This is a genomic window from Roseovarius sp. MS2 (assembly GCF_051447875.1).
In the GTDB taxonomy this organism is placed as follows: Bacteria; Pseudomonadota; Alphaproteobacteria; order Rhodobacterales; family Rhodobacteraceae; genus Roseovarius; species Roseovarius mucosus_A.
The window spans coordinates 3,016,199-3,029,198 of the sequence record NZ_JBKHVF010000001.1 but is presented as its reverse complement, the minus strand read 5'-3'; the positions used below and the strand labels follow the sequence as shown (position 1 = coordinate 3,029,198).

15 protein-coding genes are annotated in these 13,000 nt (G+C 62.0%); 10 read left to right on the top strand and 5 right to left on the bottom strand.

The window, feature by feature from the left end; all coding sequences use genetic code 11:
• The first annotated feature begins 16 nt into the window (after nt 1-16).
• From benC to ACLGGT_RS14865, 7 genes are read left to right on the top strand one after another with little or no spacing between them, the layout of a single operon-like run.
• The gene (gene benC / locus ACLGGT_RS14895; protein ID WP_437196693.1) at nt 17-1,039 is read left to right on the top strand and encodes a benzoate 1,2-dioxygenase electron transfer component BenC; all 1,023 of its coding nucleotides are present in this window, start codon (nt 17-19) and stop codon (nt 1,037-1,039) included.
• Complete coding sequence (benD, locus tag ACLGGT_RS14890) at nt 1,036-1,815, top strand: benzoate diol dehydrogenase BenD (RefSeq protein ID WP_422001873.1); 780 nt, start codon at nt 1,036-1,038, stop codon at nt 1,813-1,815. The genes benC and benD overlap by 4 nt, the downstream gene beginning before the upstream one ends.
• A gap of 42 nt (nt 1,816-1,857) precedes the next feature.
• Entirely contained in the window at nt 1,858-3,033 is a 1,176-nt protein-coding gene (locus ACLGGT_RS14885; protein WP_437196692.1) for an ABC transporter substrate-binding protein, read from the top strand.
• 54 nt (nt 3,034-3,087) lie between these two features.
• Nucleotides 3,088-3,957, top strand: a complete 870-nt coding sequence (locus ACLGGT_RS14880; RefSeq protein ID WP_008281969.1) for a branched-chain amino acid ABC transporter permease — start codon at nt 3,088-3,090, stop codon at nt 3,955-3,957.
• A gap of 4 nt (nt 3,958-3,961) precedes the next feature.
• The gene (locus ACLGGT_RS14875) at nt 3,962-4,966 is read left to right on the top strand and encodes a branched-chain amino acid ABC transporter permease (RefSeq protein WP_219435472.1); all 1,005 of its coding nucleotides are present in this window, start codon (nt 3,962-3,964) and stop codon (nt 4,964-4,966) included.
• Nucleotides 4,959-5,702: an ABC transporter ATP-binding protein gene (locus tag ACLGGT_RS14870; RefSeq protein ID WP_081508308.1), complete on the top strand. Its 744-nt coding sequence runs from the start codon at nt 4,959-4,961 to the stop codon at nt 5,700-5,702. The genes ACLGGT_RS14875 and ACLGGT_RS14870 overlap by 8 nt, the downstream gene beginning before the upstream one ends.
• Nucleotides 5,695-6,384, top strand: coding sequence for an ABC transporter ATP-binding protein (locus ACLGGT_RS14865; protein ID WP_219435473.1), 690 nt, complete (start codon nt 5,695-5,697; stop codon nt 6,382-6,384). Before ACLGGT_RS14870 ends, ACLGGT_RS14865 begins: the two co-directional genes overlap by 8 nt.
• A gap of 51 nt (nt 6,385-6,435) precedes the next feature.
• On the opposite strand, the gene queF is transcribed toward ACLGGT_RS14865, so the two are convergent.
• The 5 genes from queF to ACLGGT_RS14840 form a co-directional block, all read right to left on the bottom strand.
• Nucleotides 6,436-6,900, bottom strand: coding sequence for a preQ(1) synthase (queF, locus tag ACLGGT_RS14860; RefSeq protein ID WP_219435474.1), 465 nt, complete (start codon nt 6,898-6,900; stop codon nt 6,436-6,438).
• A gap of 11 nt (nt 6,901-6,911) precedes the next feature.
• Entirely contained in the window at nt 6,912-7,652 is a 741-nt protein-coding gene (queE, locus tag ACLGGT_RS14855; protein ID WP_219435475.1) for a 7-carboxy-7-deazaguanine synthase QueE, read from the bottom strand.
• Nucleotides 7,631-7,987 (bottom strand): 6-pyruvoyl trahydropterin synthase family protein, encoded by a 357-nt coding sequence (locus tag ACLGGT_RS14850; protein ID WP_422001881.1) that lies wholly within the window; start codon nt 7,985-7,987, stop codon nt 7,631-7,633. Before ACLGGT_RS14850 ends, queE begins: the two co-directional genes overlap by 22 nt.
• Complete coding sequence (gene queC / locus ACLGGT_RS14845; RefSeq protein WP_437196691.1) at nt 7,987-8,685, bottom strand: 7-cyano-7-deazaguanine synthase QueC; 699 nt, start codon at nt 8,683-8,685, stop codon at nt 7,987-7,989. The genes ACLGGT_RS14850 and queC overlap by 1 nt, the downstream gene beginning before the upstream one ends.
• 87 nt (nt 8,686-8,772) lie before the next feature.
• Nucleotides 8,773-10,251: an AMP-binding protein gene (locus ACLGGT_RS14840; RefSeq protein WP_437196690.1), complete on the bottom strand. Its 1,479-nt coding sequence runs from the start codon at nt 10,249-10,251 to the stop codon at nt 8,773-8,775.
• A 107-nt stretch (nt 10,252-10,358) separates the two neighbouring features.
• Here ACLGGT_RS14840 and ACLGGT_RS14835 point away from each other — a divergent pair, with 107 nt between their 5' ends.
• The 3 genes from ACLGGT_RS14835 (at nt 10,359) to accC (ending at nt 12,897) form a co-directional block, all read left to right on the top strand.
• The gene (locus ACLGGT_RS14835; protein ID WP_008281960.1) at nt 10,359-10,901 is read left to right on the top strand and encodes a LuxR C-terminal-related transcriptional regulator; all 543 of its coding nucleotides are present in this window, start codon (nt 10,359-10,361) and stop codon (nt 10,899-10,901) included.
• A 149-nt stretch (nt 10,902-11,050) separates the two neighbouring features.
• Entirely contained in the window at nt 11,051-11,536 is a 486-nt protein-coding gene (gene accB, locus ACLGGT_RS14830; protein ID WP_437196689.1) for an acetyl-CoA carboxylase biotin carboxyl carrier protein, read from the top strand.
• Nucleotides 11,537-11,547: 11 nt separating this feature from the next.
• Nucleotides 11,548-12,897: an acetyl-CoA carboxylase biotin carboxylase subunit gene (gene accC, locus ACLGGT_RS14825; RefSeq protein WP_008281957.1), complete on the top strand. Its 1,350-nt coding sequence runs from the start codon at nt 11,548-11,550 to the stop codon at nt 12,895-12,897.
• Nucleotides 12,898-13,000: the final 103 nt, after the last annotated feature.

Below are 13,000 nucleotides of genomic sequence, written 5' to 3'. Positions count from 1 at the left end.
AGGGGAGGAGCCCGCCATGACCAGCTATAATATCGCCCTGAATTTCGAGGATGGCGTGACCCGTGTCATTCAATGCGAGGATGACGAGAAAGTCACCGAAGCCGCGTTTCGGCAAAAGATCAACATTCCGATGGATTGCCGTGACGGGGTGTGTGGCACCTGCAAATGCTTTGCCGAAAAGGGCAAATATGAGCTGGAATTCTACCTCGACGAGGCGATGACCGAGGATGAGGCGGCTGAGGGCTATGTGCTGACCTGTCAGATGATGCCGCAGAGCGATTGCGTGATCCGGGTGCCTGCATCCTCTGCCATGTGCAAGGCCGCGCCCGAGGCGATATCGGCAGAGGTGTTGGGCGTTGACCGCTTGTCCGAGACGTCCTTTGGCCTGCGCGTCAAACTGGCCAAGCCGATGGGCTTTCTGCCCGGTCAATATGTCAATATCTCCGTGCCCGGCACCGAGGCGCACCGCTCGTATTCCTTTTCCTCTGCCCCCGGCGCGGACGAGGCCACATTCCTCATTCGTAACATTCCGGGCGGGCTGATGAGCCGCTATTTGGGCGAACGCGCCACGGCTGGCGATGCCGTCACGCTGACCGGGCCGATGGGGGCGTTTTACCTGCGGCCCGTTGAGCGCCCGCAGCTGTGGTTGGCGGGTGGCACTGGCTTGGCCCCCTTCCTGTCGATGCTGGAACAGGTGGCAACGCACGGCGCGGATCAGCCGATCACGCTCTACTACGCCGTAACCCGCGCCGCCGATCTGGTTGAACTCGATCGTGTCATGGCCTTGGCCGAGGCTATTGGCAACGTGACCGTGATCACGGTGCTGGCCGATCAAAACGAAGAGCACGCGCGCAAGGGATTTGTCACCGATCACGTGACGGCTGAGGATCTGAATGGCGGCGATTGCGATGTCTACCTTTGCGGTCCGCCCCCGATGGTGGACGCGGTGCGCGCGCATTTCGCACAACTGGGTGTCACACCCGCCGCGTTCCATTTCGAAAAATTCAACCCGACCGAGACAGAGGCGGCCGCCGCATGACACCGCGTTTTGCAGATAAGGTGATGGTCGTCACCGGCGCGGCCCAAGGGATCGGTCGCCGGGTAGCCGAACGCGCCGCTGCCGAGGGGGCAAAGGTGCTGGTCGTGGACCGCTCAGAGCATCGCGACACGGTGGTTACAGCGATCCGTGACGCAGGCGGCGAAGCCCAAGCGCTCAACGTCGATCTGGAAACATGGGAAGGCTGCGACGCGGCCATGGCGGCGGCGATTGATATCTGGGGTCGGATCGACATTCTGATCAACAACGTGGGCGGCACCATCTGGGCGAAACCCTATGAGCATTATGCGCCCCATGAGATTGACGCCGAGGTGCGCCGCTCGCTCTTTCCGACGCTCTATTGCTGCCGGGCAGCGATCGAGCGGATGTTGCCGCAGGGATCTGGCGTGATCGTCAATGTCTCGTCGATTGCCACACGTGGCCTCAACCGCGTGCCCTATGCGGCGGCCAAGGGTGGGGTGAATGCGATCACCGCCAGCCTTGCCTGGGAAGTGGGGGAACGCGGCATTCGCGTGGTCGCCACCGCGCCGGGGGGCACAGAGGCCCCGCCACGGGTGGTGCCGCGCAACCCCAATGCCGCCGAAGAACAGCGCGAAGACTGGTATCAGACCATCGTCGATCAGACGATCCAATCGAGCCTGATGAAACGCTACGGAACACTCGACGAACAGGCAGGCCCGATCCTGTTTCTGGCGTCGGATGAGGCCTCTTACATCACCGGCGTCACAGTGCCGGTGGGCGGGGGCGATCTTGGATAGGCCCTGAGGAGGGGTCTCAACACCAACTGGAGGAACTACCCTATGAAACGCGCATTTCTGGCGGCCCTCGGGCTTGCCACTGGCTTTGCTATGCCCGCAACAGCCCAGGACATCAAAGTTGGCCTGCTCTTGCCCTTTTCCGGCGTTTACGCCGCCCTTGGCAATGATATCGAGGCCGGTTTCACCACAGCGCTTGAGCAATTCGGGTCTGAGACTGCGGCGACATTCGAGATCGTCCGCGAAGATACCGAAGTGAAACCGCCAGTGGCCTTGGCCAAGGCCAAAAAGCTGATCCTGCAGGACAGGGTCGATGTGATTTCGGGCATCGTCAGCTCTGGCGTCTTGGGGGCTGTGCGCGACATGGTGCATGGCGCGGGCGTGCCGCTGATCGTTGCCAACGCAGGCAATGACGAGGCCACAGGCGAGGCCTGCTCGCCCTATATCACGCGCATGTCTTTCTCTAACGGGCAGGTCAACCGCCCGATGGGTCAGTGGATGTATGATCAGGGCATCCGCAAGGTCTATACGCTGGCCCCCGACTATGCCGCCGGTCGCCAGATGATCGACGGGTTTGTCCAGACCTTTACCGCTGCGGGCGGCGAGATCGTCGGACAGGATTTCACCCCCTTCCAGAAGACGCAGGATTTTGGCCCCTATATGGCACAGGCCAAGTCAAGCGGTGCCGAAGCGGTGTTCGTGTTCTATGCAGGCGGCGAGGCGATTTCCTTTGTCAAGCAATACGATAGCTTTGGTCTCAAGGCCGAGTTGCCGCTCTATGGTTCGGGGTTCCTGACCTCGTCGCTCTATGTCAATGCCCAAGGTCCGGCGGCAGAGGGTGTGATTACCGCCTTGCATTACGTGCCCACCATCGACAGCCCCGCCAACGCGCAATTCGTCGAGGCTTTCACGGCCAAGACAGGCCGCGTGCCGTCGGAATTCGCCGTACATGGCTATGACGCAGGCCGCGCCTTGATCGAGGCGGTCAAGGCAGGTGCCACGGATCGCGAGAGCCTTGCCAACGCCCTGCGCCAAGTGCGGTTCGACGGGCCGCGCGGCGCATTGTCGATTGATCCCGCGACCAACAACATCGTGCAGCCGATCTATGTCTACGAGACTATCGCAGGCACCGATGGGCTGACCCAAAAGGTGCTGGCAGAGCTGCCCGCCGAGGCCGATCCGGTCAACGGCTGCGAGATGGCGGCCCCCGTCAGCAACTAAGACAGGCGGCCCGGCCATATCCTTGGCCGGGCCCTTTCGGGAGGAGGTTCCGCAATGTCACTCGATCTTGGTTTCTGGACACTACAGGCGCTCAATGCGTTGCAACTGTCCATGCTGTTGTTTCTCTTGTCTATCGGCCTGACCGTGATCTTTGGCCTGATGCATTTCGTCAACTTGGCGCATGGCGCGCTCTACGCGCTTGGGGCCTATTTCGCGGCCTCGGTGGCAGCGGTTGGCGGCTATTGGGCCGGGTTCTTTCTGGCCCCGGTGGCGGTCGCGGGGGTGGGCGTGCTGCTTTATTCCGGCCTCATCCAGCGGATGCGCAAATCGGGTCCGATGGCACAGGTTCTGGTGACCTTCGGGCTGATCTTTGCCCTGCTCGATATCACCCGGATCGTCTGGGGCGATCTGGCGCTCGGGCTGGAAGTGCCAGAGCTTCTTGCCGGGCGCGTGGCGCTCTTGGGTGTCGAATATCCCGCCTACCGGCTGTTTATCATCGCTTTGGGGTTGGCAATCTTTGGCGCATTGGCCTTTGTCCTCAGCCGCACACAGATTGGCGCAATGATCCGCGCGGGCGTTGACAATGACGCGATGGCGGCCTGCCTTGGGATCAATGTCGAGCGGCTGTTCTTTATCGTCTTTTGTGTGGGCTGCGCGCTTGCAGGGCTGGCGGGCGCGGTGGCGGCACCGCTCTTGAGCGTCACACCCGACATGGGTCTGCAAATCCTTATCCCCACGCTGATCGTGATCGTGATCGGGGGCTTGGGTTCGCTCAAAGGGGCCATCGCGGGCTCTCTCATCTTTGGGTTCGTGCAGACCTTTGGCGCGGTGCTGGCACCGCAACTGGCCTCGGTTCTGATTTACGCGCTCTTGGCGGCGGTGCTGGTGATCCGGCCTGTGGGCCTCTTTCCGGCGAAAGGATAAGGCGATGTTCCGACACACACCTCTGCGATACGGCGCGCTCGTGCTCTTGGCATCGGCGGCCCTCTTCCAGGCCTTTACGGCGGAATATTTCGGGCTGGAAATCCTGACCGAGATTCTCATCCTCGCCATGCTGGTGATCGCGCTCGATATGGTCGCAGGCTTTGGCGGCATGGTCTCGCTCTGCCACGGCGCATTGCTTGGCGTCGGGGCCTATGGCTATGCGATCCTGTCCACCAAGGTTGGGTTGACGCCAGTGGCCGCTATGGGTGGCGCGGTGGCAATAACCGGGGCCATCGCTTGGGTCATCGGAGCCATCTGCGCCCGCAGCCATGGAATCTATTTCATCATGGCGACGCTGGCCTTTGGGCAGATGAGCTATTCATATGTGTTCGAAGCGCCGCTTTTTGGCGGCGATGACGGGCTCGGCGGGATTGAACGGCTCGATCTTGCGCTGATCGGGCTAGACCTGAATGACGGGCGCAGCTTTGCTCTCTTCTGCCTTGCCATGCTGGCCGCGATCTATGGCGCGGCCGTGCTGATCCTGCGTTCTGGACTAGGCCGGTCACTGTCGGGCGTCATGCACAACGAACAGCGGATGCGCGCGCTTGGCCTCACGGTCTGGCGGGTCAAGGCGGATGTCTTTGGCCTTTCTGGTCTGATTTCCGGCTTGGCGGGCGTGATGGCAGCACAGCATGTGATGTTTGTCTCGCCCGGCCTTCTGTCTTGGACAGTCTCGGGCGAGGCGTTGGTGGTTGTGATCCTTGGCGGGCTTGGAACGCTGGTCGGCCCCTTGCTGGGCGCTGCGGTCTTTGTGCTGCTCAAGCATGAGGTAGGCGCGCTCACAAGCTATTGGCATCTGGTGGTCGGGGTCATCCTGATTGCCGTGGTGATGAGCCGCGCCAATGGCATCTTTGGCTGGATCGAGGCGCGGTTTGGCGCGCGGATAGAACGGCGTGCGGCGGATGCGGCGCGCGATATCGACCCAAGGGAGGTCAAGACCGATGCTTGAGACACGCAATCTCGATAAGAGCTTTGGCGCGGTGCATGTCACGCGCGGGGTCTCGCTCAAGCTGGAGCGGGGCGAGCGGCGGGTGATCCTTGGCCCCAACGGCGCGGGCAAGACGACACTCTTCAACCTGCTGGTGGGCGAACTTAGCCCCGATAGCGGATCGGTACATCTGGCGGGCGAGAATGTAACCGCCCTGCCCGTGGCCCGGCGCGCGCGGCAAGGTCTGTCGCGCAGCTATCAGAAGAACACACTATTTGACGGCTTGACCGTCGAGGAAAATCTGGGGCTGGCGGCGGCGATCCACACCGGCAACGCAACCCGGCTTTATACCGACAGCCTCGCACGTCCCGAAGTGCGCGAAATCGTGGCCGAGGTGGCCGAACAGGTCAATCTCATGCCCTATCTGCATGCGCGTGTGTCTGAGGTCAGCTATGGCGTGCGGCGGCAGCTGGAGGTGGGCGTGGCGCTGGCCACCCGCCCTCTCGTTCTCTTGATGGACGAACCAACAAGCGGCGTGGGCCCCGAGATGGCCAAGGGGTTTCACGACCTTCTGAACAACCTGCCGCGGGATCTGACACTTCTGATCATCGAGCATGACATGGACCTCGCCTTTGACGTGGCCGATACGATCACCGTGCTGAACTATGGTGAGGTGGTGTTTGACGGGCTGCCCGAGGCCGCGCGCGGCTCCAAGCTGCTCAAGGAAATCTATCTGGGGAGTTGGGAAGATGCTTGAACTGAATGCCGTCAATTCCGGCTATGGCGAAACCCAAGTGCTTTATGGCATGGGTTTGCGCGCCGAGGCAGGCCGGGTTCTGGCCATTCTGGGGCGCAATGGCGCGGGCAAATCCACCACGCTGAAGACAGTGATGGGGCTACTGCCGCTGCGCGAGGGGCAGATCACCTTTGATGGGCGGGCCATGCCCAAACGGCCCTATGATATCGCCAAGGCGGGCATCGCCTATGTGCCGGAAACGCGGGATATCTTCCCTTCTCTGACGGTGCGTGAGAACCTTGAAATCGCGTCAAAGCGGTTTGACGGGGCATGGACAATGGACCGGGTGCTGGACCTCTTCCCGCGCCTTGGCGAACGCCTTGAGAATGGCGGCACGCAGCTGTCGGGGGGCGAACAGCAAATGCTGGCGATTGCCCGCGCGCTTCTGATGAATCCACGCCTCTTGATCCTGGACGAACCCACCGAGGGGCTGGCCCCGATCATCGTCAAGCTGATCCATGACAAGCTGATGGAGCTCAAGCGCGAGGGGCTGTCGATGGTTCTGGTCGAGCAGAATTTCGGCTTTGCCACTTCGCTTGCGGATGATGTGGTGGTGGTCAGCAAGGGCCAAGTGGTCTGGACCGGCACCGCCGACGATATCCGCGCCGATACCGAGGCGCAGCATCGCTGGCTGGGTGTCTGAGGGGGCATGCGCCCGCCCGATCAACGGGCGGGCAAGATGCCCAAAAGCGGCTTAGCCGCGCCCGCGATAGGGCGGCACGCCCTGGTCGGGAATCCACACGCCCTCTGGCATCGGGCCCGTCTGCCAGAACACATCAATCGGGATACCGCCGCGCGGATACCAATAACCACCAATGCGCAGCCACTCCGGCTCCAGAAAGCCCACCAGCCGCCGCGCAATGGAAATCGTGCAATCCTCGTGGAAGGCTCCATGATTGCGGAAACTGGTCAGGTAAAGCTTGAGCGATTTGCTCTCGACCAGCCATTGGCCCGGCACATAATCAATCACCAAATGCGCGAAATCCGGCTGTCCGGTCATGGGGCAGAGCGAGGTAAACTCAGGCGCGGTGAACCGCACGTTATACTGGACATCCGCCTGCGGATTGGCCACACGCTCCAACAGCGCCTCTTCGGGGCTCTGCGGTATCTGCGCCGCGCCGCCCAACTGCTTGAGGTCTTTGTAAATATTCTCGCTCATCGCTTTCTCCTTCACACCCCGCGCTTGTTGCCCCAGAGCATCACATGCAACTGCGGCAAAACCTTTGCGTCAAACCATCCGTCACCCGTCACCCGCTCTACCAACCAGCGCATGCGCGCGTCGATGCCCGCCTGATCGACCGTGGCGGCATCATCCTCGGGCGGGGGCGGCGTGTGATTGCCCGGCTGCAAATAGAGGGGCAATTGCGGATAGCGCCCCGCCACCGCCCGCGCCCATTCATAATCCGCCTCGTCAAATACGACGATCTTGAGGACGCTCGCAGCACCCTTGGCCGCTGCAACGCAATCGTCAAAGAGCGCCCAGTCCACCTCCATGCCCGACGACGGCGGCTTAGGGCTGAGCACCAGCATATCGAGCGCCGCGAACCAGTCGCGGGCGACAGAGCCTTGGGTTTCCATCGCAAAGCGATAGCCGCACGCATGGCCCAGATCAATCAACGCCCCCAACGGCTGAATCGCCGGATTGCCGCCCGAGAGCGTCACCATGATGGGCCGACCGCCCGAGAGGCGCGCGACCTCGGCCAACACCGCGTCAGCACTCATCGGCACCCAAGTCTCGCGATAGGCCGACTCGACCGCGTGCAGGCTGTCACACCAGACACAGCGGTAATCGCAGCCCCCGGTGCGCACAAACACTGTCGGCTGACCGATCAGCGCGCCCTCGCCCTGAATGGTCGGGCCAAAGATTTCCGAGACCCGGATCGCCTCGGTCACGGGCGATACTCCGCCCATGTTTTCGGCGTCTCGCTGACCTTGACCGCCGTCACCTCGGGCCAGCGCGCATGGCACCAGTCAAAAAGATGTTTGGCCATCCGTTCAGCGGTCACGCAATCATCCCCCAGCACATCATTCAGATGCCGGTGATCGAGCGTGTCATCAATATACCGCTTCAGATCCCCCAGATCGAGGTAATCGCGCACAAAGCCATGCGCGTTCAACTCGGCGGCGGTCAGTTCGACCACCACGATGTAATTATGCCCGTGCAGCCGCGCGCATTGATGCGTCGCAGGCAGGCCAAAAAGCTGATGTGAGGCGGAAAAATGAAATTCCTTGGTGATCCGATACATCACACCCCCCGCCCGGCCACAGCCGCCAGCCAGAAATCCCGGTCTTCATAGTCGGTCGGATCAACAACCCCCGCCAGATGAAACGCCTCGCGCCGCTCGACACAGGTGCCACAGCGCCCGCAATGTTTGGCCCCGCCCTTGTAGCACGACCATGTTTCGGCAAAGGGCGTGCCGTGCTTGGCCCCATCGGTGACGATATCGCCCTTGGACCCCTGCAAATAGGGCGTATAGAGCTTCACCTCGGCATACCCCTCCAGCGCCGCATCCTGCATCGCCTGAAACGCGTTGATGAAGCCGGGGCGGCAATCGGGGTAGATGAAATGATCGCCGCCATGCACCGCCGCGGCCACGGCATCGGCCTTTTCCGCCGCCGCCATGCCAAAGGCGATGGCCAGCATGATCGCATTGCGGTTGGGCACGATGGTGATTTTCATGGTCTCTTCGGCGTAATGCCCATCCGGCACTGCCACATCATCGGTCAGCGCGGAACCCGACAGCGCCGCCCCGATCTGGCGAATATCCACCACCTTATGCGGCACACCCAGACGGCGCGCGCAAGCTGCGGCATATTCCACCTCTTTCACATGGCGTTGCCCGTAATCAAAGCTCAGAAGCCCCGCCAATTCATGCTCAGCGGCCACCTTATGGGCGAGCGATACGGAATCGAGTCCGCCCGAGCAGATAACAATCGTCCTCATCTTTTATCCTTGTTTTTTAAAGCGGGTAGGCTGCGACCGCTCGACCCCGCGCATCTAGCGCCTTTGGCGGGTGAAAACAAGGCTGCGCTAGGTGGTCAGACGCGCCCGCAATTCGGTCTTGAGCACTTTGCCGTAATTGTTCTTGGGCAACTCGGCGACCGTGATATAGCGTTTGGGCCGCTTGAACCGGGCGATCTGGCGCAGGCAATGCGCGTCAAGCGCTGCCTCATCGAGCGTCCCGTCACAGACCACAAAGGCCACCACCACCTCGCCCCATTCGGCATCGGCCATGCCCACCACCGCCGCCTCGATCACGTCAGAATGGGTCAAGAGCACCTCTTCCACCTCGCGCGGATAGATGTTGGACCCGCCCGAGATGATCATATCCTTGGATCGGTCCTGCAAGGTCACATAGCCGTCATCGTCCATCCGGCCCAGATCACCCGTCCAGAGCCAGCCGTCGCGCAGCGCCTTTTCGCTCGCCGCCGCGTTCTGCCAATAGCCCGGCATCACCGCATCGCCGCGCACGAGGATTTCGCCCACCTCCCCCGGCGGTACCTCTGCCCCCGTGTCATCCGCAATCCGCACCTCGACCACCGATTGCGCGCGACCTACCGAGGCCAGCCGTTCGCGCCAACGCGGATGGCTGCGATCCGCCACATCGGCGCGGCTCAGCGCGGTGATCGCCATCGGGCATTCCCCCTGCCCGTAGATTTGCAGGAAGATTGGCCCGAACACCTCGACCGCCTCGAGAATATCTGCCAGATACATCGGCCCCCCGGCATAGACCACGCTGCGCAGCCCCTCCCCGGTCTCGCCGCGCGCCTGCACCTGTGCGGTCAGCCGCTTGACCATCGTCGGCGCGGCGAACATATGCACCCGGCCATGATGCCGCGCGAGATCAAGAATTTCCCCCTCGTCAAACCCGCCCGACGCCGGGCAGACATGACGCGCCCCGCGCAGCACATGCACCATCGCATAAAGCCCGGCGCCATGGCTCATCGGCGCGGCGTAGAGCGTGGCATCGTCGCCGGTCACCTCATCGACATCCGCCAGATAGCTGAGCGACATCGCGACCAGCATCCGATGCGTGATCCGCACCCCCTTGGGCCGCCCAGTGGTGCCAGAGGTGTAAAACAACCACGCCAGATCGCCGGGCGCGCGCGCGGCAACCTCGGCCACCGCCGCGCCCCGCGTGCCCGCCTGTGCCACGACCCCCTGCTCGGCCAAGGCATCGCGCCGAACCACATCCGCCAAAACCACCTGCGCGCCTGCATCTGCGATGATCCACGCCGCCTCTGCCCCGTGCAGCTTGGCATTGATCGGCACGGCAGCGGCCCCGGCATACCAGATACCGTAAAGCGCCAAGAGATACTCGGGCGCATTGCCCATGAAAATCGCCACCCGGTCGCCAGCCGCCACGCCTTGCGCCGTCAACCCGCCCGCCACCTCGCGCGCGGCGCGGTCAAACCCGGCATAATCCGCCACCAGATCAACGCCGGTGAAGAGCGCCGCCCGCCTGGGCCAAGCCTGCGCTGCCCGCTCCAGCCAAATCCCGATATTCATCGCCCAATCCTCCGCGTCGCTACCAAAGCACCGACGCGGCCCCGGCACAATTCCGTAGAAACACGCAAACCTCTTGGCGCACCGCGTCCCGCGCGCCATAACGGGCCATGGACATCAAGGAACTCGCCTTCGATCATGCCCCTGTGGGCCTTGCTCTGCTGGAACACCGCATCATCCGGCAGTGCAATCAGAAATTTGCCGCGATCTTTGGCGATACCCCCGCCGATTATACCAACATCCCGCTGGCCCGCTATTACCCCTCCATCGAGGATTATCGCCGCATCGGGGCGGATGCGCTCGCCATCATGCGCAAAACCGGGCGTTATGCGGATGAACGGGTGATGAAGCGCCGCAATGGCACGCTCTTTTGGTGCCGGGTGCGCGGCCAGTCGCTAACGCCCGAGGCCCCGTTTCAGCGCGGCATCTGGTCGTTCTCCGATCTCTCGGACGAACGCCCCCTTGTCGAGCTGACCCAACGCGAACGCGAGGTGGCGATTCTCACCTGTCGGGGGATGACATCCAAGGAAATCGGCCTTGATCTGGGTCTCAGCTATCGCACCGTCGAGGTTTATCGTGCGCGCCTGCTAGAGAAATTTCAGGCCCGCAAACTGGCGGAACTGGTGGCAAAACTTTCTGGGATGCCGCTCTGATGGCGTGCAGCTCTCGTAAAATTGCCCCCCTGCCCCCAGATTATAGGGTAATGGCCGCTTTTCTCAGCCTCCGCCTTGCCCTATAAGCGGCCAAAACAAAATGCCATGAGCCCGGAACGGGACATCATCGCGCTGTGGTCGAGGAAGATATGTCGAACAAATCCCATGAATCGGACGTGGCCTTTATCAAGGCATTGGCGGAACTGCTGAATGACAACGATCTGACTGAATTGTCGGTCAAGCGGGAATATGGCGAGGACGACACGCTTCAGGTTCGCGTCAGCCGCCGGGGTGAAACAGTTACCACCCACTACGCGCCCCCGCCTGCGACTGCTTATGCCCAACCCCCGGCTGCCGCCCCGGCCGCGGCCGCCCCCGCCGCCGAAGACCCGGCAAGCCACCCCGGCGCAGTCACTTCGCCGATGGTTGGGACGGTCTATATGCAGGCTGAACCGGGTGCCCCCGCCTTTGTCAGCGTAGGCACGCAGGTGTCCGAGGGCGACACGCTCTTGATCATCGAGGCGATGAAGACGATGAACCATATTCCCGCCCCGCGCGGCGGCACCGTCAAACGCATTCTCATCGAAGACGGCGCAGCGGTCGAATATGGCGCACCTCTGATGATCATCGAATAAGGCCGCGTGCAATGTTCGAGAAAATCCTGATCGCCAACCGGGGCGAAATTGCCCTTCGCGTGATCCGCGCTGCCCGTGAGATGGGGATCAAGACCGTCGCCGTGCATTCCACCGCCGACGCCGACGCCATGCATGTGCGCATGGCAGATGAATCCGTCTGCATCGGCCCGCCCTCCTCTTCCGAAAGTTATTTGTCGATTCCGTCGATTATTGCCGCCTGTGAGGTGACGGGGGCGCAAGCGATCCATCCGGGCTATGGCTTTTTGTCAGAGAACGCCAATTTCGTGCAGATCGTCGAGGATCACGGCCTGACCTTTATCGGCCCGTCTGCCGAACATATCCGCATCATGGGCGACAAGATCACCGCCAAGGATACGATGAAGGCGCTTGGCGTGCCCTGCGTGCCCGGCTCTGAGGGCGGTGTTGCCAATCTCAAGCAAGCGCAGGCGCTCTGCGCCGAGATCGGTTTTCCGGTCATCGTCAAGGCCACAGCCGGTGGCGGCGGGCGTGGCATGAAGGTGGCGCAAAGCGCCGCCGAGTTGGAAAAGGCCTTTCTCACAGCGCGTTCCGAGGCCAAGGCAGCCTTTGGCAATGACGAGGTCTATATCGAGAAATACCTGACCACGCCGCGCCATATCGAAATTCAGGTGTTCGGCGATGGCAAGGGCGGCGCAGTGCATCTGGGAGAGCGCGACTGCTCGTTGCAGCGTCGGCACCAAAAGGTGCTGGAAGAAGCCCCCGGCCCCTGTATCACCGCCGAGGAGCGCGCCCGTATCGGCAAGATCTGTGCCGATGCCTGCGCGAATATCCAGTATCGCGGTGCAGGCACCATCGAGTTTCTCTATGAAAAGGGTGAGTTCTTCTTCATCGAAATGAATACGCGGTTGCAGGTCGAACATCCCGTGACCGAGGCGATTTTTGGCGTGGACCTTGTGCAGGAACAAATTCGCGTGGCCGAAGGCATGCCGATGTCCTTTACTCAGGATGATCTGATCATCAACGGCCACGCCATAGAGGTGCGTATCAACGCTGAGAAGCTACCTGATTTCGCACCGCGTCCGGGCCGGATCACACAATTTCACGCGCCCGGCGGTTTGGGCGTGCGGATGGATTCGGCGCTCTACGATGGCTACAAGATACCGCCCTATTACGACAGCTTGATTGCCAAGCTGATCGTGCATGGCAAGGACCGGCACAGCGCCTTGCGCCGTCTGGCCCGGGCGCTTGGCGAGTTGATCGTGGATGGCGTCGACACTACCATTCCGCTCTTTCACGCGCTACTGCAAGAGGATGATATCCAGTCCGGAAATTACAATATCCATTGGCTGGAACATTGGCTGGAAACAAATCTGAGGGATTGAGGGCGCGGCACGCGCCGCCGCGCAACGCCCATCCGCCCCCTCGGGCGGGCGCTGCGCGGCTCATCGTTTGGGGCCAAACTCAGCGCAAGACCTGCCGCTGCGA

What these genes read in the sequence shown, in the direction of transcription:
- benC (WP_437196693.1), top strand. Translation starts at nt 17, where the DNA reads ATGACCAGCTATAATATCGCCCTGAATTTCGAGGATGGCGTGACCCGT.
- benD (WP_422001873.1), top strand. Translation starts at nt 1,036, where the DNA reads ATGACACCGCGTTTTGCAGATAAGGTGATGGTCGTCACCGGCGCGGCC.
- ACLGGT_RS14885 (WP_437196692.1), top strand. Translation starts at nt 1,858, where the DNA reads ATGAAACGCGCATTTCTGGCGGCCCTCGGGCTTGCCACTGGCTTTGCT.
- ACLGGT_RS14880 (WP_008281969.1), top strand. Translation starts at nt 3,088, where the DNA reads ATGTCACTCGATCTTGGTTTCTGGACACTACAGGCGCTCAATGCGTTG.
- ACLGGT_RS14875 (WP_219435472.1), top strand. Translation starts at nt 3,962, where the DNA reads ATGTTCCGACACACACCTCTGCGATACGGCGCGCTCGTGCTCTTGGCA.
- ACLGGT_RS14870 (WP_081508308.1), top strand. Translation starts at nt 4,959, where the DNA reads ATGCTTGAGACACGCAATCTCGATAAGAGCTTTGGCGCGGTGCATGTC.
- ACLGGT_RS14865 (WP_219435473.1), top strand. Translation starts at nt 5,695, where the DNA reads ATGCTTGAACTGAATGCCGTCAATTCCGGCTATGGCGAAACCCAAGTG.
- queF (WP_219435474.1), bottom strand. Translation starts at nt 6,900, where the DNA reads ATGAGCGAGAATATTTACAAAGACCTCAAGCAGTTGGGCGGCGCGGCG.
- queE (WP_219435475.1), bottom strand. Translation starts at nt 7,652, where the DNA reads ATGGGCGGAGTATCGCCCGTGACCGAGGCGATCCGGGTCTCGGAAATC.
- ACLGGT_RS14850 (WP_422001881.1), bottom strand. Translation starts at nt 7,987, where the DNA reads ATGTATCGGATCACCAAGGAATTTCATTTTTCCGCCTCACATCAGCTT.
- queC (WP_437196691.1), bottom strand. Translation starts at nt 8,685, where the DNA reads ATGAGGACGATTGTTATCTGCTCGGGCGGACTCGATTCCGTATCGCTC.
- ACLGGT_RS14840 (WP_437196690.1), bottom strand. Translation starts at nt 10,251, where the DNA reads ATGAATATCGGGATTTGGCTGGAGCGGGCAGCGCAGGCTTGGCCCAGG.
- ACLGGT_RS14835 (WP_008281960.1), top strand. Translation starts at nt 10,359, where the DNA reads ATGGACATCAAGGAACTCGCCTTCGATCATGCCCCTGTGGGCCTTGCT.
- accB (WP_437196689.1), top strand. Translation starts at nt 11,051, where the DNA reads ATGTCGAACAAATCCCATGAATCGGACGTGGCCTTTATCAAGGCATTG.
- accC (WP_008281957.1), top strand. Translation starts at nt 11,548, where the DNA reads ATGTTCGAGAAAATCCTGATCGCCAACCGGGGCGAAATTGCCCTTCGC.